Annotated in this window: 19 protein-coding genes; 7 read left to right on the top strand and 12 right to left on the bottom strand. The window is 66.6% G+C overall.

Features of this window, described 5'->3' with window-relative positions; all coding sequences use genetic code 11:
- Nucleotides 1-67: 67 nt before the first annotated feature.
- The 5 genes from raiA to mtrA form a co-directional block, all read right to left on the bottom strand.
- On the bottom strand, nt 68-730 hold the full coding sequence (gene raiA, locus HF684_RS07115; protein WP_169251927.1) for a ribosome-associated translation inhibitor RaiA: 663 nt from the start codon (nt 728-730) through the stop codon (nt 68-70).
- A gap of 66 nt (nt 731-796) precedes the next feature.
- Nucleotides 797-1,519 (bottom strand): ComF family protein, encoded by a 723-nt coding sequence (locus HF684_RS07110; protein WP_169251926.1) that lies wholly within the window; start codon nt 1,517-1,519, stop codon nt 797-799.
- Nucleotides 1,520-1,604: 85 nt separating this feature from the next.
- Nucleotides 1,605-3,329: an LpqB family beta-propeller domain-containing protein gene (locus tag HF684_RS07105; protein ID WP_169251925.1), complete on the bottom strand. Its 1,725-nt coding sequence runs from the start codon at nt 3,327-3,329 to the stop codon at nt 1,605-1,607.
- Complete coding sequence (gene mtrB, locus HF684_RS07100) at nt 3,326-5,206, bottom strand: MtrAB system histidine kinase MtrB (RefSeq protein WP_169251924.1); 1,881 nt, start codon at nt 5,204-5,206, stop codon at nt 3,326-3,328. Before mtrB ends, HF684_RS07105 begins: the two co-directional genes overlap by 4 nt.
- Nucleotides 5,203-5,883 (bottom strand): MtrAB system response regulator MtrA, encoded by a 681-nt coding sequence (gene mtrA / locus HF684_RS07095; RefSeq protein ID WP_025777175.1) that lies wholly within the window; start codon nt 5,881-5,883, stop codon nt 5,203-5,205. The genes mtrB and mtrA overlap by 4 nt, the downstream gene beginning before the upstream one ends.
- Nucleotides 5,884-6,142: 259 nt before the next feature.
- Here mtrA and HF684_RS07090 point away from each other — a divergent pair, with 259 nt between their 5' ends.
- The 5 genes from HF684_RS07090 to HF684_RS07070 are packed head-to-tail and all read left to right on the top strand — an operon-like array spanning nt 6,143 to nt 11,503.
- Nucleotides 6,143-7,192, top strand: a complete 1,050-nt coding sequence (locus HF684_RS07090; protein WP_169251923.1) for a hypothetical protein — start codon at nt 6,143-6,145, stop codon at nt 7,190-7,192.
- Nucleotides 7,189-7,878, top strand: coding sequence for a DUF4129 domain-containing protein (locus HF684_RS07085; protein ID WP_169251922.1), 690 nt, complete (start codon nt 7,189-7,191; stop codon nt 7,876-7,878). The genes HF684_RS07090 and HF684_RS07085 overlap by 4 nt, the downstream gene beginning before the upstream one ends.
- Nucleotides 7,875-9,134, top strand: a complete 1,260-nt coding sequence (locus tag HF684_RS07080) for a DUF4350 domain-containing protein (RefSeq protein ID WP_169251921.1) — start codon at nt 7,875-7,877, stop codon at nt 9,132-9,134. The genes HF684_RS07085 and HF684_RS07080 overlap by 4 nt, the downstream gene beginning before the upstream one ends.
- Nucleotides 9,131-10,216 carry a MoxR family ATPase gene (locus HF684_RS07075; protein WP_169251920.1) on the top strand — a complete coding sequence of 362 codons (1,086 nt, stop codon included), beginning with the start codon at nt 9,131-9,133 and terminating at the stop codon, nt 10,214-10,216. The genes HF684_RS07080 and HF684_RS07075 overlap by 4 nt, the downstream gene beginning before the upstream one ends.
- Entirely contained in the window at nt 10,217-11,503 is a 1,287-nt protein-coding gene (locus tag HF684_RS07070) for a DUF58 domain-containing protein (RefSeq protein ID WP_169251919.1), read from the top strand.
- Between the two features lie 41 nt (nt 11,504-11,544).
- On the opposite strand, the gene HF684_RS07065 is transcribed toward HF684_RS07070, so the two are convergent.
- Nucleotides 11,545-12,543, bottom strand: a complete 999-nt coding sequence (locus tag HF684_RS07065; RefSeq protein ID WP_169251918.1) for a stage II sporulation protein M — start codon at nt 12,541-12,543, stop codon at nt 11,545-11,547.
- A 113-nt stretch (nt 12,544-12,656) separates the two neighbouring features.
- On the opposite strand from HF684_RS07065, the gene HF684_RS07060 reads away from it, so the two are divergent.
- Nucleotides 12,657-13,493, top strand: a complete 837-nt coding sequence (locus tag HF684_RS07060; RefSeq protein WP_248279160.1) for an RDD family protein — start codon at nt 12,657-12,659, stop codon at nt 13,491-13,493.
- Here the strand turns inward: HF684_RS07060 and ahcY are convergent.
- The 3 genes from ahcY to HF684_RS07045 form a co-directional block, all read right to left on the bottom strand.
- Nucleotides 13,487-14,947 (bottom strand): adenosylhomocysteinase, encoded by a 1,461-nt coding sequence (gene ahcY, locus HF684_RS07055; protein ID WP_169251917.1) that lies wholly within the window; start codon nt 14,945-14,947, stop codon nt 13,487-13,489. The genes HF684_RS07060 and ahcY overlap by 7 nt on opposite strands.
- A gap of 95 nt (nt 14,948-15,042) precedes the next feature.
- Entirely contained in the window at nt 15,043-16,527 is a 1,485-nt protein-coding gene (gene manB, locus HF684_RS07050; RefSeq protein ID WP_169251916.1) for a phosphomannomutase/phosphoglucomutase, read from the bottom strand.
- Entirely contained in the window at nt 16,524-16,880 is a 357-nt protein-coding gene (locus HF684_RS07045; RefSeq protein ID WP_169251915.1) for a DUF3499 domain-containing protein, read from the bottom strand. The genes manB and HF684_RS07045 overlap by 4 nt, the downstream gene beginning before the upstream one ends.
- Before the next feature lie 88 nt (nt 16,881-16,968).
- Between HF684_RS07045 and HF684_RS07040 the strand changes: the two genes are divergently transcribed.
- Nucleotides 16,969-17,331: a hypothetical protein gene (locus HF684_RS07040; RefSeq protein WP_169251914.1), complete on the top strand. Its 363-nt coding sequence runs from the start codon at nt 16,969-16,971 to the stop codon at nt 17,329-17,331.
- Between the two features lie 61 nt (nt 17,332-17,392).
- On the opposite strand, the gene HF684_RS07035 is transcribed toward HF684_RS07040, so the two are convergent.
- From HF684_RS07035 to HF684_RS07025, 3 genes are read right to left on the bottom strand one after another with little or no spacing between them, the layout of a single operon-like run.
- Complete coding sequence (locus tag HF684_RS07035) at nt 17,393-18,850, bottom strand: DUF5719 family protein (RefSeq protein ID WP_169251913.1); 1,458 nt, start codon at nt 18,848-18,850, stop codon at nt 17,393-17,395.
- On the bottom strand, nt 18,847-21,939 hold the full coding sequence (locus HF684_RS07030; protein ID WP_169251912.1) for a glycosyl transferase: 3,093 nt from the start codon (nt 21,937-21,939) through the stop codon (nt 18,847-18,849). Before HF684_RS07030 ends, HF684_RS07035 begins: the two co-directional genes overlap by 4 nt.
- Nucleotides 21,936-22,217, bottom strand: coding sequence for a WhiB family transcriptional regulator (locus tag HF684_RS07025; RefSeq protein ID WP_035319769.1), 282 nt, complete (start codon nt 22,215-22,217; stop codon nt 21,936-21,938). The genes HF684_RS07030 and HF684_RS07025 overlap by 4 nt, the downstream gene beginning before the upstream one ends.
- Between the last annotated feature and the right edge of the window lie 125 nt (nt 22,218-22,342).

Genomic DNA, 22,342 nt, shown 5'->3' with positions numbered 1-22,342 from the left:
TTACTACCTGACGGCGGCCCAGCAACCTCGCGCGAGGTTGCTGGGCCGCCGTCAGGTAGTAATTGGGTCAGTCGATGGCTTCTTCGAGTTCGTGGTCGAGGGCGATGACTCCGTAGCTCCAGCCCTTGCGGCGGTAGACGACGGAGGGTTTGCTCGACTCCTCGTCGATGAACAGATAGAAGTCGTGTCCGACGAGCTCCATCCGGTTCAGAGCCTCCTCGATGCCGATCGGTGAGGCGGTGAAGGACTTCTCACGCAGCACGACCGGCGAATCGCCTTCGGCCTTGATACGGCCGTTCGTCTGATCGACGCCGCGGTCCTCATCACGCTTGGCCTCATCGGCGTCCGCATCGGGAATCATCGGCTCGGCCACCGGCATCTTCGCCAGCACCTCGGCAGTCGATTCCTTACGGTGATGACCCGACCGCGGCACCTTGTGCCGGTCCCTCGCTCGCCGCAGACGTTCGACGAGCTTCGCCCATGCCAGATCGAGTGCCGCATATTTGTCGCTTGCCATGGCCTCTGCCCGAATTGCCGGTCCCTTCGCCACAACCGTGAGTTCGACCCGCTCGCTCGTCTCGGGCTGGCGGGAGTTCTTTTCGTGAGTGACATGCACTTCGACACGCTGAGCGCGAGGGGCAAGCTGTTCGACCTTGGCGATCTTGTCCTCGATGTGGGCTCGAAAGCTGTCGGAGATGGTCAGTTGACGGCCGTTGACAACAATGTCCATGATGTGTCCTTAGCGACTCGCTCGTCGGATTCATCCGATCCCATGCCCTTGGATGGGTAAACACCGTTATACAGTAAAGGGAGAGACAAATCGAGTGCCCCCGCGACCGAGACCGAGAACAGCTCCTGCAGCGGGTCTGATCTGCACCGATGCTAGCAGACGTGCGCTTTCTGCCAAGGTTGCGCCGGTGGTGGAGAAGTCATCGATGAGCAGATCCGCAGACGCGGATCCGGCACCCGATACGCAACGTGTCTCCGAGAGCTCGGCGAGTCTCCTGCGGTCGAGATACTGCGTCCGCTCCGCATTCCGAGCCCGTTCGATCGCCCCGAGTCCGACCTGGTCGCGCGAACGCTTCGCCGCGAGCACGTCGTGGACTTCCAGAGGCAGCTCCGGTGACAGTTCCTTGGCCCGATTCGCCAGAGCCGCGGTATGCGATCCGCCCCGACGACGTCTGGCCCGATCCGAACTCGGTGCCGGGAAGAGTCGGATCGCACCACCCGCATAGCCGATGAGATCGAGGGCAGCGACAATCGACCGAGTCAATGCCAGGGCCAAGGGATCGAGGATGTCCCGACGTCCCTCGTCCTTGTACCCGACGACCATCTTCGAGATCTGCGAGTTGTATTCGCAGACCCCGACGATCGGGATCGTGCCGTAGCGCGGTTCCATCGCCCGTGGGATCCCACCGAGCAGCTGCAGGCAGCGGGTGCACAGCGAGACGTTCTCCCGCCCGCATCCGGCGCACCGGCGAGGCAGGAGCAGTTCGCCGACCTCCCCGAGCAGCCCCATGGGAGCAATCTACTCCATACCCGGCCCCACATGGCGGCTGCCTGCTGCCCTCCGTGCCACCTCCACCACCGCACTGCCCCTCGGGTCAGCCGGGGTACGAGGGATCCTTGGCGGTGACGTCGACGAGCTTCTGCCACGCGTTCGAGTTGTAGCTGTACAGCGCACCGTCGGAACCGGTGACGAGGATCGAGCGTCCGTCCGCTCCGCCGGCGATACGGCTTCCGCCGGACACCTCGCCGAGCTGTTCTGCAGGCCCGGTGACTCCGATGCGGAACGGCTGCGCAGCATCTCCCTCCTCTGCGGCCAGAGCCACGAGATTCGTCGATCCTGCCCAGGAGACGTCCTTGACCTCGTCGAAGTTCGCGCCCACTTCGATCGGTGTCTCGGAGACATGGCCGGATGGATTGCCCGCCTTGTCCCTGGGCACACCGACCACGTCGACACGGTCCGGCTCCCCCTTGTGCCGACTGAGCAGAGCGACACGGGTTCCGTCGCGTGAGACCTCGATATCGACAAGCCGTCGTCCGTTGAGGAAATCGGCGGCCACGGTGAATGACTCGCCGTCTCGACCGACGGCTTTGAGCTCGCCCTTGTTCTCTGCCTCGCCCGTCCACGTCGTATTGAAGCGATCGATGCTGGGGCGCACGAGCTTCTTGCCCTTGAGGATCGGGGTGGCATCGACGGCATCGGATTTCAACCGCATGAGCTGCTTGCCGTCATCGGCCAGATACACATAGAGCGAGTCGTCCAATGACACCGCAGGATCGCTGGCCTTCGCCTTCTTCAGATCCGGACTGTTCTCGACCTTGGCGACGGTCGTTCCCGAGACTCGGGAGAGGTGGTCATCGGCGAGAACCACGGGTGGCCCGTCCACCTGGACCGAGGTGTCGGTCTTCGGCTGCAGGCTGGCCGGAATCGTCTGTCCGCCGATGCTCAGCTCGATGGCCGAGATCGAGGGTATGACCTGCAGAGTGGTGGCGATCTGCTGCCGGATCAGCCCCTTCTCGCGGTCGGACGGAGCCGGATTCTGTGCTCCCAAGGACACATGGGCAACACCGTTCTCGATCGTGACCACATTCGAGTCGCCGAGCTTCGCCCCATCGGGGATCGCGGTGATCACCGCTCCCGAGAGGTAGGGCGCAGGACCGCTGAGCAGCTCGTTCATCAGCACAGTCGGAGTCGAGGAGGACCGGAGGAACCAACGGGAGTCAGGAACGAGATACGAATAGTCGGAGGTGAAGAACTGCAGCGAATAGTTGAGGAAGATCGTGCGGAAGTCGGTCTGGCTGATGAGCAGCCCGTCCGGCGCCGAGGATATCCTCCACTCCCCGTTCTCCTGCCGCAGCGAGAACTCCAGGGTGGAACGAGTGCCCGGTTCGGTCGAGTTGTACACCCCGGAGGAATCGACGAGGCCGACGACCGGAGGCGAGATGCTCATCGACTTCTGATCAGAGGTGGTCCCGACGTTCAAGGAATCGAGATCCGTGCCGTTGGGCAGCACCGACACCGATTCCTGCGGACTCCATTTCTGTGCCTCGCCTTCGGTGAGGAATGACCGGGCCACGGAGAAGTTGTTGCCGGCACCCGCTCCGGCCCGGAGGAAGCCGCGCACGATGTCCGATGGGCTGTCGCCGGGTTCGGGACCGTCGGGGATCCGCGCATTGTTCGCACCTGCATCACCCGAGTCGTCTTCGATATGGCCGACGGGTGATGAGGTCGGGATCGACGAGCAGCCGACGAGAGCCACGGCCGTGAGGACGGAGACCAGCATGGTCTTCACCCGGGAGCTCCTGGGCGTCGAGCGGATCATGAGCGTCCTCCTCTGCTGTCGTTCACGCTGTCGCCGTCCGGGTCCGGTTCGATGATGTCCGGGGACTGGTCGCCCGCCTCGGCGGTGTCCGGCTCGCCGATTCGCTCGGTCTCCTGAGGCGATGCGGACTGCGAGGCCGCGGCGGCGGGGGTGTCCTGATCGACGTCGAGCATCTCCGGCTCGGTTTCGACGACGATGGGGATCGATCCGGTCTGGATGCGGACGGATCCGTCCGAGGACAGAGGTCCCGCCACGAGTGCGGAACCGCGGATCTGCGCATCGCGAGGCGGCAGGGGCAGCGGCGAGGAGGTGATCTCCTGGTCGGGGCGACGCGGGATCGTCAGCCGGAAGCACGACCCCTCGCCCGGTTTGCCCCAGACCTGCAGCCAGCCGTTGTGCAGGTGGGCGTCCTCGAGTGAGATCGCCAGCCCCAGACCCGACCCGCCGAGGGTGCGCTTGCGTGCCGGATCGGCACGCCAGAACCGGTCGAAGACGTGTTCGACCTGTTCTTCGTTCATGCCGACTCCGTGGTCGCGCACGCTCACGGCCACCGCCTCGGCGTTGGAGGCGACATAGACGTCGACGGGGTTGTTCTCACCGTGTTCGATGGCGTTGACGACGAGGTTGCGCACGATCCTGGTGATGCGCACCCGATCGACCTCGGCCATGACCGGCGACGACGGTGCGTGGACGACGATGGCCGTCGCCATCTGTTCGGCCACCATCGACACGGTCTCGATCACGGAGGTCACGATCGCGCCGATATCGACGGGTTTGGGCACGAGGGCCGCGGCGCCGGCATCGTAGCGGGAGATCTCCAGCAGATCGGAGAGCAGGTTGTCGAAGCGTTCGGCCTGCGAGTTCAGCAGTTCCGCACTGCGTGCGGTGACAGGGTCGAGGTCGTCGCGGGAATCATAGATGAGGTCCGCGGCGGCACGGATCGTCGTCAGCGGTGTCCGCAGCTCATGGGAGACGTCGGAGACGAACTGCCGCTGCAGCACCGACAGCCGCTCCATCTGCTCGATCTGGTGCTGCAGGGTGTCGGCCATATCGTTGAAGCTCTCACCGAGGACGGCGATCTCGTCATTGCCGTGCACGGGCATGCGTTCGTCCAGGTCGCCATCCGCAATGAGCCTGGCCACCTCGGCGCCGGTGCGCACCGGGGTGACGACCAGCCGAGTGACGATCCAGGCGACGGCACCGACGAGGACGACGAGGACGAGGGCAGCGACGAACATCGACCGCTGCACGAAGTTGAGCGTGTCCTGCTGTTCACTGAGATCGCCGAGGTAGTACAGCTGGAACTGGCCGGCCCCCGGAATCTGCAGCTCCTGCGAGATGAGCAGCCCCGGCCCCGTGCCGTCGGGCAGGCTCACCGACTGGTAGAGCTTGTCATCATCCGGAGCTTTGCGGATGGCCTCGCGCAGCTCATCGGAGATGGGCACCTGCGGTGACTCTCCGTCTTCGTTCGCCCCACCGGCCGTGATCGTCGAGAACGAGGAATTCGGATCCTTCGGCTGCAGGGTCAGCGAATACACGGACCCCGCCGAACGGTTGTAGATCGATGACAGCTGCGAGCTCAGCGTGTCCTGAGTGATCGCCTGACCGTCGACCGGTGCCAGTGAGCGCAGCTCGGCCAGGATCGACCGTGTCTGTGAGGACAGGGAATCCAGGCGGGTGTCGAAGAGGCCGCGGGCGATCTGCTGGGACATATAGGTGCCGACACCGAAGATCGCCACCGAAGTGAGCACGATGGTGAGCACGACGATGCGGACCTGCAGGGAGTGGCTGAACGATCGGAGGATGAAATTCCAGAACGTCTTCAGTGCCGAGGCCGCGGTGCGGACGGGTCCGTCCGCGACCGACTCGGAAGTCACGCGGCTCGGCCGGCCTTATAGCCGACGCCGCGGACGGTGACGATGATGTCCGGCTTCTCCGGATCGCGCTCGATCTTCGACCGCAGGCGCTGCACATGGACATTGACCAGCCGGGTGTCGGCGGCGTGGCGGTAGCCCCACACCTCTTCCAGCAGGGTCTCGCGGGAGAACACCTGCCACGGCTTGCGGGCCAGGGCGACGAGGAGGTCGAATTCGAGAGGGGTCAGCGACACCGGCGATCCGCCCTTGGTCACCGTGTGGCCGGCGACGTCGACGACGACATCGCCGACGGTCAGCAGCTCGGGAGCCTGCGGTTCTGAGATCCGCAGGCGAGCCCGGACGCGGGCGATGAGCTCCTTGGGCTTGAACGGCTTCGGCACATAGTCATCGGCACCGGATTCGAGGCCGAGGACGACGTCGACGGTGTCGGACTTCGCCGTGAGCATGATGATCGGCACCGATGAGACCTCGCGGATCTCCCGGCAGACTTCGAGTCCGTCCTTGCCGGGCAGCATCAGGTCGAGGAGCACGAGGTCCGGATTGACCTTCTGGAACTCTTCGAAGGCCTGGTCTCCGGTGGCACAGAAGAAGGGCTCGAAGCCTTCGCTTTTGAGCACAATTCCGATCATCTCGGCCAAAGCCGTGTCATCATCAACTACGAGGATTCGAGCGTTCATGCTCCCATTGTCCCTTATGTTCGCGTGTTCTTCGGTTCTCGACACTCCTAGCCTATCGGGCATTGTCGACGACCTCATGCACCGCGTCCGATGACAGCGGTCGCCGATGCTTCGGCCGCGGCCCCGAACAGGGCCCGGCAGGGACCCGATCACGGACCCGACAGACTTCCGAGAGCACGGATCTGCGCGGTCGACGCGCACCGATCGGGACAGGGAGACCTCTCGGCGCTCTTCGGTGAATCATGGCAGGATTGGTGTGATGGGACAGACGAATGCATGGACCTCGGAGGTCGACTGGCGCACCGGCCGGTGGCAGCGTCGTTCGCCGTCCCCGCCCTCTCGCGGCTGGCAGCCGCCTCCACCGCGCGGGCTCCTGCCCAAACGCCCGCTGACCTTCATCGAGGCCCTGGATTCCGGATTCCGCCTGCTGCGTTTCATCCCGACTCTGTCCGTCGGCTCCTCTCTCATCGTCTTCACCCTCTGGAGCCTGCTGCTCACCGCGATCGGCACCGTCATCGCCGTGCAGTTCCTTCCGTTCTTCACCGACCTCAGCGGCAATGACGAAGCCGTCTCCGGCTTCATCGCCGTGGCCCAATTGGGGTCGGTGGCACTGAGTCTGCTCAGCCTCGGATTGGCCCACCTGCTCTCCGGACTCATCGCCACGGGCACCCGTGCCTCCTTCGGCGCCCGCCGAACCACCTTGTCGACGGCATGGAAGTCTCTCTCCGGTCGCCGCTGGCGCCTCGTCCTGGCCACGCTGCTCATGAGCGGAATCAATCTCGGCCTGCTGCTGGCCCTCACTGCTCCGACTCTGCTGTTCGCAAGCGCCGATTCGGCGATCCTCGCCTTCGTCTGGGCCGCCCTGGCCGCACTGCTGTGGTTCGTCGCGCTCATCTGGATCAACCTGCGGCTGGCATTCCTCGGTTCGGCGATCGCGGTGGAGGATCTGAGCGTCCGCGCCGGACTCCGACGCTCGTGGAGGCTGACCGGGCGCGGCTTCTGGAGGATGCTCGGCCAACTGGCGCTCGGGTACTTTCTGTCCAATCAGCTCGTCCAGCTCATCATCACCCCGATCGTCTTCATCATCTCGCTGGCTCTGGGCGTCGGGATGTCGACGACCACCGAGTCGACGACGGCGCAGGCGGCCATCGCGGTCGTCTCCGTCGGTCTGCTCCTCGGACTCACACTCATCTCCTCGGCCGTCCTCTTCGCCTATTTCGCCTGCCTGGTCACGGTCTGCTTCTTCGACCAGCAGATGCGGTCAGAGGGACTCGACCTCGTCCTCATCCGAGAAGAGGAGGACCGATGATCCTCTCCCCCATCGCCGAGGCGAGCATCGACCGGGACACCGGTCGCGAATGGGTCGAGCACGAACTGTCGAGATCCGAATACGCCGCCAACGATCTCACCCCCTTGGAGCAGATCGGCCGGTGGCTTGCCTCCCTGTGGGATTCGCTCGTCGGTGCCGCCCTCGGCGCGAACTCCCCCTGGCTGCTCATCGGCGTCGTCCTCGCACTCGCCGCGATCATCGCCGGAATCGTCTGGCGCGTTCGTCGGGCGGGATTCCGTCGTGTCGGCGTCCCGCTGTCAGCATTCGACCCGGTCGTGTCCCAGCCCGAACCGGGCCCGTGGCGCGCGAGCGCGGCCCGGGCCGCCCGCATCGGGGACTTCGAGACCGCGGTCATCGATCAATCCCGTGCGATCTTCGCGGTCCTGTCTCTCAAACAGGTCGTCTCGCTCGAGTCCTCTGCCACGGCGAGTGAGATCGCCCGTTCCGCCGAGGCGGCCCTGCCCGACCACGGTCCCGCCGTCCACGGTGTGGCCGAGGTCTTCAATGACCTCCGCTACGGGGAGGCGACCGCGAGGCAGGCACGTGCGAACCGCCGCCTCGACGAGGTCTATGCGGAGCTGTGCGCACTCGACCGGAGGCTGAGCGTCCTGCCGATCCGCCACCGCGACCGCCAGGGCGCAGGCCGGCAGGAGGCACCGGCATGAGCGCACAGTTGGACGTCGCCGCCCGTGGCACTCGCTCGACCGTGCGGATCCCGCTGCGTGCTCGTCTGCGTTCGGCTTCGGTGTGGATCGTCGCGGCCTTCGTCATCCTCATCACCGTGATCGCGCTCGTGCTGCTGACCGGTGATGACGAGTCCGAAGAGCCCCTGCACTATGATTCGACGGCGCGCACCGGCACGAAGGCCCTCGTCGAGACCCTGCGCGATCATGATGTCGATGTCACCACCACAGAGGATCAGGAGCAGGCTCGCACGGCCGCCGCCCGCGCCGACACCACCCTGCTCATTCCCACGAACACCGCTGCCCTGTCGCCCGGAGACATCGACGGTCTCCAATACGCCCTGGCCACCCACGGCAACCGGCTCGTCCTCGTCGACCCGGGTCCGACGGTCTCGGAGTTCACCGACCGGATCACCGTCAACGACAACCTCAGCCCGCTGGCGAACCCCGATGCGACATCCCCGGCGGCCTGCGACTCACCGCTGGCCCGCGGCGCCGGTGCCGTGACCACGGGCGAGGTCGAATACGCGGAGGCGAAGAAGGGCACCGACGGGATCACCGCCTGCTACCCGTTCACCGGGCCCGGGGTCGCTGAGGTCGACGGCGCCGAGGTGGCCCCCGGGTCTGCCCGCGGACAGTTCGTCACCGATACAGGCGGTTCCGTGCCGCTGACCGTGCTCGGCAATCCCGACTGGGTGACCAATGAGAACATCGACGAAGAGGGCAATGCTTCCCTCGTGCTCTCGCAGCTGTCCCAGACGCAGAACCTCGTCGTCTACTATCCGGCCTTCGACGGTTCGGGACAGCAGCAGCCCCCTCCGTCGACGATCGATTTCGTGCCCGGCTGGTTCCTCGCCGGAGTCATGTGGCTGGTCCCCTGCCTAGTCGTCCTGCTGCTCGTCATCGGGCGCCGATTCGGACCGCTGGCCCTCGAGCGCCTGCCGGTCGTCGTGCCCGCTGTCGAGACCGTGCACGGCCGGGCCGCGCTGAGCTCTCGCAGTCACGATCGGGACGGGGCTCTGCACACTCTGCGGACCGGTGCGCTGCTGCGCATCGGCAGACGGCTGAGCCTCGGCCCCGATGCCCGCACCCCCGACCTCATCGCCCGTATCGCAGCCGCCACGGGATCCGACCCGGGCCGACTCCACCACGTCTTCGTCTCCGCGTCGGCGCACACCGACGCCGAACTCACCGAACTCGTCCATCAGCTCACCCAGATCGAAAGTGAGATCCCATGACCCAGCCGCCCCAGGGCCCCACGACCCCTCAGGAACCGGTCGCCCCACAGCCGCCGGCCGCACCACGGCCCCAGGAGCCGGTCGCGCAGCAGACTCCCGCCGCGGACAGCGCAGCGACTCCGCAGGCGGAGCCGGACCCGGTCCGTGAGGCGTTCACCGGTGTGCGCACCGAGATCGCCAAGGCCGTCGTCGGACAGGACCAAGCAGTCACGGGGATGCTCATCGCGCTGCTGTGCCGAGGGCATGTGCTTCTCGAGGGAGTTCCCGGAGTGGCGAAGACCCTTCTCGTGCGCAGCTTCGCCGCCGCGGTCAGCCTTGACAGCTCGCGTGTGCAGTTCACGCCCGACCTCATGCCCAGCGATGTCACCGGGTCGTTGGTCTACGATGCGTCCGCCTCCGACTTCTCATTCCGGCCCGGCCCGGTGTTCACGAACATCCTCATCGCCGATGAGATCAACCGCACTCCGCCGAAGACCCAATCGGCTCTGCTCGAGGCGATGGAGGAACATCAGGTGTCCGTCGGCGGCCGCTCCCGGAAGCTGCCAGAACCGTTCCTCGTCGCGGCCACACAGAATCCCGTCGAATACGAAGGCACCTATCCGCTCCCGGAGGCCCAGCTCGACCGGTTCCTGTTCAAACTCGTCCTCGACCTTCCCGAGCGGGATCACGAATTCGAGATCCTCGACCGTCATGCCAGAGGCTTCGACGCCGGGTCCCTGACAGCGGCAGGTCTGCGTCCGGTCGCCGATGCCGACCTCATCGCCCGTGCTCGCGACGCGATTGCGAAGATCTACGTCGCCCCGCAGATCATCACCTATATCGTCGATCTCGCCCGAGCCACCCGCCAGACCCCGTCTCTGGCCCTGGGAGTCTCACCTCGTGGAGCGACGAGGATGCTCGGTGCCGCCCGTGCTCATGCGTGGCTGAGCGGCAGGCACTATGTCACCCCCGACGACGTCAAGGCGCTGGCCCATATGTCGCTGTCGCACCGGGTGATTCTGCGCCCCGAAGCGCAGATGGACGGTCTGGACGTCGGTCAGGTCCTCGATTCGATCATCGCCACCACCGAAGTGCCGCGCTGAATGACCACCCGCCTGTTCCTGCTCACTCTCCTCGGCCTCGTCCCCGTCATGCTGGTGCCCACGTGGCCGACGGCATCGATCGTGGCCGGGGTGATCGTCCTGGCCGCGATCCTCGACTTCTTCCTCGTTCCTCGGATCCACGGCTTGGAACTCCAGCGCACCCCGGGACCGATGGTCCGCCTCGGCGATGGCACCCATTGCACTCTGACCCTGATCAACGGAACGAACCGCCGACTGCGTCTCCACGTCCGCGACGCCTGGGCACCGAGCGCCGGCGCCGTCGCGACCCGCTCTCACCATGTGCTCGAACCCGGTGAGCTGGCAGAGGTGACCACCGAGCTGGAGCCGACGAGGCGAGGAGCGCTGCCGGGCGATCTGGTGACGGTGCGCAGCCGCAGTGTGCTCGGGCTGATCCACCGGCAGAAGAGCATCGATGTTCCCGCCTCGGTGCGGGTCCTGCCGCCGTTCGTGTCTCGGCGGGAGCTGCCGTCGAAGACGCAGAAGCTGCGCGAGCTCGAGGGGCGCTCGGCGGTGATGATCCGCGGAATGGGCACCGAATTCGATTCGCTGCGCGACTATGTCGACGGTGACGATGTCCGGTCCATCGATTGGCGGGCCAGTGCTCGCGCTCAGGACCTCGTGGTCAAGACCTGGCGACCGGAGAAGGATCGTCGCGTCGTCATCGTCGTCGATTCCTCCCGTTTCGCCGCCCGTCGCTGTGGCGAAGGCACGGTCTTCGACGCCGCTCTCGAGGCGTCTCTGCTGCTGACGGCACTGGCCACCGGTGCCGGCGACCGGGTCGATGTCATCGTCGCCGATGCCCGGGTACGTGCAGCCGCATCGAGCCATCGCGCTCACGACCCGGTCCATGACCTGTCGGTCGCTCTGACGCCGGTGCATCCGGAGCTCTACGAGGCGAACTGGGAGTCGATCGCCGCAGCAGTTCTGCAGACGTCCAGGCAGCAGGCGCTCGTCGTGCTGGTCACGCAGCTCGACGAAGCGACGGTCGCCGAGGACATCCTGCCCGTGCTGCCGACTCTGACGGCACACCACCGCGTCGTCGTCGCCGGGGTCGACGATCCGGCATTGTCAGCGTTGGCGTCCCAGCGCGGCGATGTCGACGATGTCTACACGGCTGCGGCCGCCGAGGCCGAGATGCTCGCGACGGCGTCGCTGCAGACTCGACTGCGCGGGATCGGCGTCGCTAGCGTCCATGCTCTGCCCGAGAAGCTTCCCGGAGCATTGGCCGACCTCTACATTCGGCTCAAAGTCACCGGCGGGCTGTGACCGGTGCCCCTGTCACCGTCGAGCTGTGACCGTGACGCCGGTCAGCGGTCGGTCGAGATGACCGAGTACCCGGCCTGGTGATCGTCCAGATCAGCACTGAGTCCGGCGGCGGCAGCCCGCTTGCCGAAGTACCAGGCATAGACGACGACCGCGGCGGTGTAGGCCACGCCGATCGCGATCTTGAGCGCCGGCGGAATCGGGTTCGGGGTCACGAACCCTTCGATGAGACCCGAACCGAACAGCAGCAGCACGAGACCTCCGGCGACGACGAGCAGCGACCGGGCCTCGCTGGCAAGCTTGTCACGGCGCAGCCTGGGCCCCGGCACCACCCAGGCGAAGAAGAGACGCAGGCCTGCGGCAGCGGCGAGGATGATGCAGCTGATCTCCGGAATCCCGTGCGGCAGGATGTAGAGGAAGAAGTCGGAGGCTTTGTCGAACTCGAACATCATCGCCCCGGAGAAGCCGACGTTGACCGCATTCGAGAACAGTCCGACGATGACGTAGCCGCCGGTGATGCCCAGGAGAACGAACTGGACGGCGATCCAGGCGTTGTTCGTCCACACGCCGACGGCGAAGAAGCCGTTCGGGTTCTCCTTGTAGTAGTCGACGAAATCGTGTTCGGCGAATTGTCGTCGGAACTCACGATCGCCGAAGGTCTCGAGCACTTCCGGGTGTGTTCCCGCCCAGATGCCCGACACGACGGCGACGGCGAGGAATCCGGCGGCCACGATGACGAAGTCCCAGCGCAGCCGGTACAGCGACAGCGGCAGACTGATGACGAAGAACCGTGACAGCCCCGACAGTCCTCCGCTGGGCACCGACGAGAGATGATTGCGACTGCGGTGGACGATGGCCGAGAGCCGTGCGGCTTCGAGAGAGTCGGGGGCCACCGTCGTGATCCGTGAGAGATCCTTCGACGCGGTCCGGTAGAGCTCAAGGAAACGGGTCGTCTGCTCAGGTGTCAGCGTGTTCTTCTTCGCCAATGCCGACAGTTCCAGCCAGTCATCGCCGTGCAGCTGGGCCAGCAGGTTCGGATCCATCCCTCCAGCCTATCGGAGACGACGCACAGGCACCTCCGACGCCGCGAGAGGCACCCAGCATGCTCTCGGCGAAACGTCCGCCTCGGAACGCGGCGATATGACACGATGGTCGGGTGAGTACTCTGATCACCGGTGAAGCCGTCGAACTCAATGTCCAGCCGGCCGCTCTGGCGGCTCGGGCATTGAGCGCTCTGATCGACTACATCGTCTATTCGCTGGTGAATATCGGATTGCTCATCGCGATGTTCTGGCTCATGCTCAAGGTGCTCGACCTCAACGGACTGCTTCTCGGCTCGCTCATGACCGTCATGACGATCTTCGTCTTCGTGCTGCTGCCGATGCTCGTCGAGGTGCTCAGCCACGGCCGCTCGCTGGGCAAGCTCATCCTCGGGCTGCGGGTCGTCCGTGACGACGGCGGTGCGGTGCGCCTGCGGCATTCCTTCATCCGCGCCCTGCTGTGGCCGTTCGAGATCGTCTCCTCAGGCGGTGGCATCGCAGCCCTGTCCGGGCTCCTCTCACCGCAGGCCAAACGCCTCGGCGACTATCTGGCCGGAACCATCGCCGTCAGCGAACGCAGCCGGCCTCTGCCGCCCATGCACACTCACGTGGCTCCGCATCTGCACGACTGGCTGGGCCGCACCGATGTGACGACGATCCCCGACGGCCTGCATCGGCGCATCGTCCAATTCCTCGCCATGGCACCCCAGCTCGGAGCGGAGTCGCGGTGGCAGCGAGCGATCGAGCTCGCCACCGAGCTCAATGCCTATGTCGCTCCGGCCCCGCCGGAGGGAACGTTTCCCGAACAGTTCCTGTCCGCGGTCATCCACCGCCGTCGCATTGCAGAAGTCGAGAAGCAGCGCCGACGTACGGATCGCGCGAATGCGTTCCGGTCCCGAGTCGACACGCTCCCCTACGGTCTCAGCCTCACCCGCCGCCGGTCCGGTCAGTAGCGGTAGTGCTCGGGTTTGAACGGTCCCGCCACGTCCACACCGATGTATTCGGCCTGTTCCTTGCTCAGTTCCGACAGCTTCGCCCCGAGAGCCGGCAGGTGGAGACGCGCCACCTTCTCGTCGAGTTCCTTCGCCAACCGGTGCACCGTGTTGCCGTAGTCGTCGTGGGCGTTCCACAGTTCGATCTGGGCGAGCACCTGATTGCTGAACGAGGCGCTCATCACGAATGACGGATGGCCGGTGGCGTTGCCCAGGTTGAGCAGCCGTCCTTCGGAGAGGACGAGGAAGTCCGTGCGGTCACGGTCGAGTCCCGCCTCGGCGGGAACGGGTACGCTCCACTCGTGGACCTGGGGTTTGATCTCGATCTTCGTCACTCCGGGCAGACGGGACAGCCCGGCCAGATCGATCTCCTCATCGAAGTGGCCGACGTTGCCGACGATGGCACCGGGCTTGAGCGTCTGCAGCACCTCGACATCGAGGACCCGAGTGTTCCCCGTCGTGGTGATGATGATGTCGGCTTGGGGAGCCGCCTCGGCGAGGAGGTCGACCTGATATCCGTCCATCGTCGCCTGCAGCGCACAGATCGGGTCGATCTCGGTGACGATGACGCGCGCACCCTGCCCGCGCAGAGCCTCGGCGGCGCCCTTGCCGACGTCGCCGTAGCCGATGACGACGGCGATCTTTCCTCCGATGAGGACGTCGGTGGCGCGGTTGAGTCCGTCGGGCAGCGAATGGCGGATGCCGTAGCGATTGTCGAACTTCGACTTCGTCACCGAGTCGTTGACGTTGATGGCCGGGAACGGCAGTCCGCCCTGTTCGGCGAGGCGGTAGAGGCGGTTGACACCGGTCGTCGTCTCCTCGCTCACCCCCTTGATCCCGGCAGCCAGGCGGGCGAACCGGCCGGGAGTCGCCTCGATGGACGTGGCGATCTGCTTGAGCAGGACTGCGAATTCCTCCGAGTCCTCGGCTCCGGCGGTGGGCACTCCCCCGGCGGATTCGAATTCCGTGCCCTTGAGCACGTACATGGTGGCGTCGCCGCCGTCGTCGAGGATGAGGTTGGGACCGTCTGCGAAGTCGAAGATCTTGTCCGCAGCCCACCAGTACTCTTCGAGGGTCTCGCCCTTCCACGCGAAGACCGGGACACCGGCCGGGGCGTCGGGAGTTCCGGAGCCGACGACGACGGCCGCCGCGGCTTCGTCCTGGGTGGAGAAGATATTGCAGCTGGCCCACCTGACGTCTGCGCCGAGGGCGACGAGGGTCTCGATGAGCACCGCGGTCTGCACGGTCATGTGCAGGCTGCCGGCGATGCGCGCCCCGGCCAGCGGCGCCGTCGATGCGTACTCCTCACGCAGCGCCATGAGGCCCGGCATCTCCCGTTCGGCGAGGCGGATCTGGTGCCGGCCGGCCTCGGCCAGGCTGAGATCGGCGACCTTGAAGTCAGTGGAATCGAGCACGGTACCTCCATACGGCGGGCTGTCGGATCGGCTTCGAGTCTATTGCCGGGTGGCCGGCTTGTCGCGTCGTGCCCGATCTGCGGACAGCACCGGCTTCAGGCGCGAGCGGTGACGAAGTCCGAGACCTGGCGGGTGAGTGCGTCGACCTGCGCCGGATCGGCGGCTTCGACATTGAGTCGGACGAGAGGTTCGGTGTTGGACTTGCGCAGGTTCACCCACCAGTCCGACCCCTGCAGACCGATTCCGTCGAGGTCATCGACGGTGCTGTCGGGGAAATCTCCGGCATGGGCGACGAAGTCGGCGAGCACGGCATCGGGATCGGAGACGGTGAAGTTGATCTCACCGGACTGTACGAACCTGTCGTAGTCGGCGACCAGACGAGAGGCGGGAGCCTGTGACCCGGCGAGGGCGGCGATGAGATGGCAGGCGGCGAGCATTCCCGAGTCCGCACCGAAGAATTCGTCGAAATAGAAATGTGCGGAGTGTTCGCAGGCGAAGACGGCTCCGGTTTCGCGCATGAGCGTCTTGATGCCCGAATGACCGACCTTCGACCTCAGTGCATGGCCGCCGGCGGCTGTGATCGTCTCGGCCACACTGCGAGAGGTGATGAGGTTGTGGATGACTGTCGGGCGGTCATTCCCGAGCGCTCGGGCCCGGGCGATTTCCCGTTCGGCGACGAGTGCGCCGACGGCTGAGGCCGACATCGTCGCCCCGGTCTCGTCGATGAAGAAACAGCGGTCGGCGTCCCCGTCGAAGACGAGGCCCAGGTCGGCTCCGTTGTCGACGACGGCGCGTGCGGCGTCGACGAGGTTCTCGGGTTTGAGCGGGTTCGCCTCGTGGTTGGGGAAGGTCCCGTCGAGTTCGGTGAAGAGACCGATGACGTCGAAGGGCACCGAGGCGGCTCCCGCGTCCGTGCCGAAGACCTCCCCGAGGAGGCGCCCGGCCATGCCGTTTCCGGCGTCGAGCACGATCGACAGTCCCGTGACCTCGTCGACGTGGGTGAGTTCGCGGATCCGTGCCGCGTACTGCTCCCGCATCCGGCATGCTGCGTTCTCATCGTCGGCGATGGTCCGGCCGTCGCTCTGCGGTGCGGTGATCGCAAGTTCCCTGACTCGCGAGAGTCCGGAGACCAGGCTGACTCCGGCGGCGCTGGGTCCACAGATTTTGATCCCGTTGTAGTCGGCGGGATTGTGGCTGGCGGTGATCATGGCGCCGGGCAGGTCGAAGATGCCGGAGGCGAAGTAGAGCTGATCGGTCGAGCACAATCCCAGCAGGACGGCTCTCGATCCGGCCGCGTCGACTCCGGCCGCGAAGGACTGGGCGAACCCGGGAGAGCTCGGTCGCATATCGTGACCGATGACCACCTCGGTGGAGGTGTGGATCTCTGCCATGGCGCGGGCCGTCGCCCAGCCGAGGGCGAACAGAATGTCCTCGTCGAGCTGATCGGGAATGCGACCGCGGATGTCATAGGCGCCGACGGCGGCGTCGAGCGCGACCGTCCGGGCCCGACCGAGTTCGGAGTCCGTCGGGATCTGCCGTGCGGGATCGGTACCGGACGAGCTCGGTTCGGGATGGTTCATGAGTCGCCGATGATGCGCAGGTGACCGTGTCGGCGTCCTGCGGCCGCCGGGTCGTCGGCCGGGGTCGGCTCGGTCCTGGGCGGGGTCCGATCGGCTCCGTCGGCGGCTTCGCGGACGGCGTCGGCGATGGCCAGCAGGTCATCGTGGCTGCGTTCGGGCGGGGCCTGCCCGGAGTCGATGCGGATGAGCTGCCAATCCACGGGTGGGGTCAGCTTCGCCGCATGTTCGGCGCACAGGTCATGAGCGCCCGGCTCGGCTCGCCTGCCCAGAGGTCCGATGACGACGGTCGCATCGGCGTGCACGTACGTCATGGTGGCGGCGGCGGGGCGCGAACAGCTGACTTTTGAACACATTCTCACGGCTGACACAGTCCCACACTCTACACGCCGCGACCCGCCGATTCGCTCAGGCACGGCGACCCCGCACGTAGAATGAGATGCTATGAGACCACGGCGACATCGCGACCGACATGGGCGGGGACTGCGGTCTCCGCTGCACCGGGCCGAGGTGCCCGCGCGGCAGAGTCGGGCGGAGAGTTTCGCCGCGGTCGCAGCCGCCGAGTTCGCCCGGATGCGCAGACGCGAACCCGCTCTCCTCGCCGAGGTGGTGCTGGCCGTCGATTCCGTCCCGCCGGCGAGTTCGACCGAACCGAGCTTCGGTCGCGTCTTCCCGCCGGCCGGGGACCGACCCACCCATATCGTCCTCTACCGGCGAGTGATCGAAGACCATGCCGGCAGCGAGGCCCGCGATGCGCTCATCGCCGAGGTGGTGGCCGACCAGATCGATATCCTCCGTCGCACCTGAGACTGCTCGGTGGGCTTCCTCAGCGCACCGAGCGGGCCCGCCCACATCAGTTCACGGGACCTCAGCCGAGACGGATATCCCGGTAGGCCACACCCGCCGGGGCCGGCGCCGGAACGACAGTGGAGATACCGTCCTCGGTGGTCACGACGAGAGTCGCATGCACCCCATCGGCCTGCGACCCCGAAGCTTGGGCCCCCTTGAGGACGAGCGCGCGCACCGACTCCTCGGAGACGTCGCTCGGATTGAGCACGGTCGTTCCCGTCGGATTGAGATCGATCGACCGCGGGTCGGTAAGCGTTCCGTCGTCGAGCATTCCCTGCACCTGCACTTGCCCCTGACCGGGCGAGAGATTCAGGGAGGATTCTCCCGTGCGCGGAAGCGCCACGAGCTGGGTGTCGGCGAGAGAGTCGGTTGACGGGATGCTGCCGAAGTCGGCGGCACCCTTCTCACCGTCCTTGCCGATGAAGGCCCCCGCCTGCACGCGCTGAGACGATTCGACGACGAGGCTCGTGGCATCGAGATCGCCGAGCTCGGCCTCGGCGACACCGCGGCCGACGACGGTCATGGACGAACGGGGGATGTCGATCTCACCGTCGGATCCGTACGCCTTCAGGGACACCTCGGCGAGATCGCTGCTCGGGTTCGCCACCCGCACCCGCACATCTTTGCCGCTGAGTCCGGTGAGCACCTGCTGGCGATCGGCCCCGGCACCGCCGGCGGCGAGGTCGATGCCCTGCGGTCTGAGGCCGTCGAGGACGGTCTCCTGGATCGAGCCGGCCAGCACTCCGCCGTCGACGGTGACATCGACGGCCAGGGCGTCGGCGCCTCCGGCCAGACCGCCCAGCGGAACGGCACGCTGCTCACCGGCCTTGATGCTCAGTTCGGTCGGTTCTGCAGTCTCACCGCCGGGAGTCATGAGGGCGACCTTCGCCTGGACGGGAACGTCTCCCGGATTGCTCAGCAGCAGCTGCGAATTCGAGCCGGTGGCGCCGGATCCGGCGACGATCCGGAAGCTGCTCGACGCCTGGGCACAGGTGAGTGTGGCGAGGCCGGTGAGGTCACCGGAACTGCCTTCGACGGTTTCGAGACCGGTCGTCAGGGCAGGCGCGCCGGGACGGGCGAAACCGGTGACGAGCTTCGTCGAGTCGACACTGTCATCGCCGGAGACGAAACCCTGACCCGAGGGATTGTCGAAGTCGATCGAACCACCCAGATCGGCGACCTGCAGGCGAGCCGAGGAGGTCGAACCGTCTGCAGCGCCGATCGGAGCGGAAGCGGAGACGACCCGGGTCGAGACCTTCGAATCGTCGACGAACTCGGCATCGGTGCCTTCGGCGTCACCGGCGGTGAGCAGAGGGCCCGGACAGACGACGCGGGTATCCGCGGTAGGCATGCGCACCTGTTCGGGGCTGCGGTCCAGCGTGCCGGGAGTCAGCGGAGTCAGGAACGAGGTCATGGCCACGAGCACTCCGGGCACGGCGATGGCCGCGAAGGTGACGATGCTGCGCTGATGCTTCATGCTCTCTCCTCCGCTCGACCGGACTTCTTCCCTGCCCGGCCGAAGGGAATGGCCACGATGAGGCTGAGCAGACCGAGCACCCATCCGACGATGACTCCGACCGGGTAGAGCGGTGAGTTCAGTGTGATGTCGACCGTCCCTCCGGACGCGGGCAGGTCGAACTCGCTCGCCCACTCCTCTGCGCCGGGCTTCGGCTGCGGCAGCGGCTCGCCGTCGATGCGGGCGGTGATTCCGTCTGAGGCGTCGGCAATGGTCAGTGTGCGCCCGTCCTGGCCGGCCGGCACCGTCGCGGTGGTGCCCGTCATCGCCGCGGTGGAGACCTGCCCTTCGGAGTCGCGGATGAGGAAACGTCCGCTGTAGGGCTTGTCGACGCGCCACAGCTGTCCCGACGAGGTGGGGCCGACCGGCAGGAGACCCTCCGAGACGGACACGGAGTTGGTCAGGCTGCCGGCGTTCGGGCCGATGAGGACGAAGTCGACCCCGAGCTCACCGAGGATGCTGCCGACGTCACCGGCGTCATCGGCCGAGAGCGCGGACGCGGCCTGAGCCACGAGCACCTGGTCGGGGGTGATCGGCAGCGGACGACGCTGCCACGGCCATCCTCCGACGGTCTCGGCCGAGGTCACGGTCGAGGTGCCCAGAACTGTGCCGTCGGCAGAGGAGACGAGAGTGGCCAGCACCTCTCCGTCGACATTGTCCAGACGGAGGGTGCGTGCCTGAGTCGCCCCGTCTGCGCGATCGGCGGCCAGGGCGGGGACAGTGCTCTCGGACGTCGCGGTGACCGGATCCGCCGAGGATGTGGCCCGTCCGGCGCCGATGGCGATGAGCCCGATGGCCGCCACGGTCACGAGCCCGACGAGGCCGCGCATGGGCGCACGACCAGCGGTCGCGGAACTCTCTTCGGTGCCGCTCTTCCGGGGCGTCGAACCCGCGGTCCGGCCGCGCCCGGGACGTCGTCCGGCCGCGCGGTCGGCGCCCAGAGACAGCAGCAGGATCGAGCCGAGGCTGACCAGAGTCAGTCCCGCTGCAGGGTAGGACCCGATGAGGTGGAACGGCCCCGTCTGCGCGGGCAGATGCACTTGGACCGCGGCGAGGATGAGACCGCCGAGGTAGAGCCCGACCGCCCAGGTCAGGCGGGAGAGTTCGAGCCGGGTTTCGATGAGGGCGAAGAAGGCCAGAATGAGCATCGGCAGCATGAGGACCGGTGCCCAGAGTTCGAGGACGCCGGCAGAGACCTCGCCGAGACCGAGGTCGGCGATGAGGTTCGCCAGCCAGGTCATGTCGGTCGGAGCGGGGAAGCCGACGGCCAGAAGATACGTCGGCGCAGAGTCCGTGGCCGTGGTCTGCCCGGGCATGGTCAGCAGCGTTCCGGGTTCGCGGACCACGGCCCACAGCCATGGCCATCCCAGGAACACGGTCGGGGCGAGCAGCCACAGATGACGCAGACCGCGACCGGCGACCAGCAGCACCGCTGTGCCGAGGATCGTGACCAGCAGGAGGAGCGGAACTCCGGCGGTGATGACGAACAGCAGCAGCCCGGTGCCGGCCGCTGCCGCTATCGATCCGGTGGCCAGGCTGCGGCGCAGAGTCAGCACCACCAGCGGTGCGCAGATCCAGACGAGGATCACACCGAGGCGACCGTCCGACAGCGCGGTCGTCAGCAGCGGGGACGCGATCCACAGCAGAGCGGCGAAGCCGCGCACCCAACGCCTCGCCAGCACGCTGCCGGCACCCGCGTAGGCGGTGACGGCGGCCAGGATCGGCGCGGTCAGAAGCAGGGAGCGGACCATGACGTCGACATGGCCGAAGAAGAGTAGGGAGAGAGCACCGATGACGAGATGATAGGGGTCGGCAGGCACTGCTGCACCGGTCGAGACGTCGAGGTGGCGGCCGAGCAGGCGGTCGACGATCTCACCGAGGCCGATATCGGTCGAGCCCAGGGCGCCGCCGTCGAGGTGACCGGGGCCGAAGAGTCGAAAGCTGATGACACCGCTCATCACCACGGCGGCAAGGATCACATAGGTCAGGGGTGCGCGGAGCAGACTCGAACCCCCGGAGATCTCCAGACGGGAGAAGGAGTCGATGGCCTCCTCGGTGTCGCCGACCGGGTTGAGTTCGGCATCGGCGTCGGGTCCGCCGGTGGGAACCTCTGCCGGGCGCGGCTCGTCGCTGTCTGTGCTCATCGTCCGGCGCTGGACGGCAAGTTCTTCGTCGTCGGCGTAGAGAGCGGCGACGTGGGTGGTGTTCGATCGCTTGGCCGCCCGGTTGCGGCGGGCGTTGGCACGGCGCAGCGGCGCGGTGGTCGACACGTCGGCGGGCAGGCCGAAGAGCGCGGAGAGGTGCCATCCGGCAGGCTTGAAATTGTTCGCCAGCAGCCCGCCGACGATTCGACCGAGGTGGCCGAGAGCCAGCAGGCAGAAAAGTGCGAACAGCCCCTGTCCGGCGAGGCTGAGGCGGTAGCGCTGCTCGGCCCGGATCTGGGCCTTCGACCTCGGCGGGTGGGGTGAGGAGCCGAGCCGGGCGGCCGAGGCCGAGGAGATCTCCAACCGCGCGCGGGGCGCCAGCAGAACTCGAGCGCCGAGGTCGCGGAGACGACGGGAGTATTCGAGACCGGAATAGGCGGGGCCGAGCACGCGGGACGGTGCTCCGATGCGCTCAAGTTCCGTGGTGGCCATGAGCAGGCCGGGCAGGTCGAGACCCAGCGTTTCGATCTGACTGTCACGCTGGCCCTGGTCGATCTCCCCGGAGCCCACGGGGTTGAACCGCTCCCCTGCCGAGGTGGTGCTCACTCCGGCGGAGACGATGCGACGGGAGGACATGAGCTTCGGTCCGACGGCGGCGATGGATTCGGTCTCTCCGATGGCGTCGAGCAGCTCATCGAGGCAGTCGGGTTCGGGACGGGAGTCAGGGGTGAGGAACCACAGGAAATTCGATTCCGCGACGTCCGGCATCTCGCCGGCTTCGCGGACCGTCCGACCCCCGAGATCCACCACAGGGACCTCGGGGAAGTGCGGACGAAGAGCTGTTTCGAGCTCGACCTTGCTGGCATCGTCGCCGGAGACGACGACGATGGTGACGGCTGGACTCACACGACCTTTTTCTTGAGCCGGCGGCGTTCGCGTTCGGACATTCCGCCCCAGATGCCGAAGCGCTCATCGTTGGCGAGAGCATATTCGAGACATTCGGAACGGACGTCGCAGGAGGCGCAGACCCGCTTGGCTTCACGAGTCGATCCGCCCTTCTCCGGGAAGAACGCCTCGGGGTCGGTCTGAGCGCAGAGGGCCTGGTCCTGCCAGGACAGTTCACCGTCGTCTGCAGCACCCAGGAGCAGCGACAGCGGAGAGACCGCGGAGTTGTCCGGCTGCAGCGGTGTCAGATCACTCGGATCGACGGCCAGCGGATCAGGCAGTGTCTCGGGTGTACGTGCTCCCGGTTCGATGAACCAGTCTTCGGCACGGCGGGAGGTGACTCCCGGTGCGGCGGTGAAGTCTT

It is taken from the genome of Brevibacterium sp. 'Marine' (assembly GCF_012844365.1).
GTDB lineage: Bacteria > Actinomycetota > Actinomycetes > Actinomycetales > Brevibacteriaceae > Brevibacterium.
This window is presented reverse-complemented; position numbering and strand designations above follow the sequence as displayed.

What these genes read in the sequence shown, in the direction of transcription:
- HF684_RS07035 (WP_169251913.1), bottom strand. Translation starts at nt 18,850, where the DNA reads ATGAAGCATCAGCGCAGCATCGTCACCTTCGCGGCCATCGCCGTGCCC.
- HF684_RS07065 (WP_169251918.1), bottom strand. Translation starts at nt 12,543, where the DNA reads ATGGATCCGAACCTGCTGGCCCAGCTGCACGGCGATGACTGGCTGGAA.
- HF684_RS07075 (WP_169251920.1), top strand. Translation starts at nt 9,131, where the DNA reads ATGACCCAGCCGCCCCAGGGCCCCACGACCCCTCAGGAACCGGTCGCC.
- HF684_RS07070 (WP_169251919.1), top strand. Translation starts at nt 10,217, where the DNA reads ATGACCACCCGCCTGTTCCTGCTCACTCTCCTCGGCCTCGTCCCCGTC.
- manB (WP_169251916.1), bottom strand. Translation starts at nt 16,527, where the DNA reads ATGAACCATCCCGAACCGAGCTCGTCCGGTACCGATCCCGCACGGCAG.
- HF684_RS07110 (WP_169251926.1), bottom strand. Translation starts at nt 1,519, where the DNA reads ATGGGGCTGCTCGGGGAGGTCGGCGAACTGCTCCTGCCTCGCCGGTGC.
- HF684_RS07045 (WP_169251915.1), bottom strand. Translation starts at nt 16,880, where the DNA reads ATGTGTTCAAAAGTCAGCTGTTCGCGCCCCGCCGCCGCCACCATGACG.
- HF684_RS07080 (WP_169251921.1), top strand. Translation starts at nt 7,875, where the DNA reads ATGAGCGCACAGTTGGACGTCGCCGCCCGTGGCACTCGCTCGACCGTG.
- HF684_RS07105 (WP_169251925.1), bottom strand. Translation starts at nt 3,329, where the DNA reads ATGATCCGCTCGACGCCCAGGAGCTCCCGGGTGAAGACCATGCTGGTC.
- HF684_RS07090 (WP_169251923.1), top strand. Translation starts at nt 6,143, where the DNA reads ATGGGACAGACGAATGCATGGACCTCGGAGGTCGACTGGCGCACCGGC.
- HF684_RS07085 (WP_169251922.1), top strand. Translation starts at nt 7,189, where the DNA reads ATGATCCTCTCCCCCATCGCCGAGGCGAGCATCGACCGGGACACCGGT.
- HF684_RS07040 (WP_169251914.1), top strand. Translation starts at nt 16,969, where the DNA reads ATGAGACCACGGCGACATCGCGACCGACATGGGCGGGGACTGCGGTCT.
- raiA (WP_169251927.1), bottom strand. Translation starts at nt 730, where the DNA reads ATGGACATTGTTGTCAACGGCCGTCAACTGACCATCTCCGACAGCTTT.
- mtrA (WP_025777175.1), bottom strand. Translation starts at nt 5,883, where the DNA reads ATGAACGCTCGAATCCTCGTAGTTGATGATGACACGGCTTTGGCCGAG.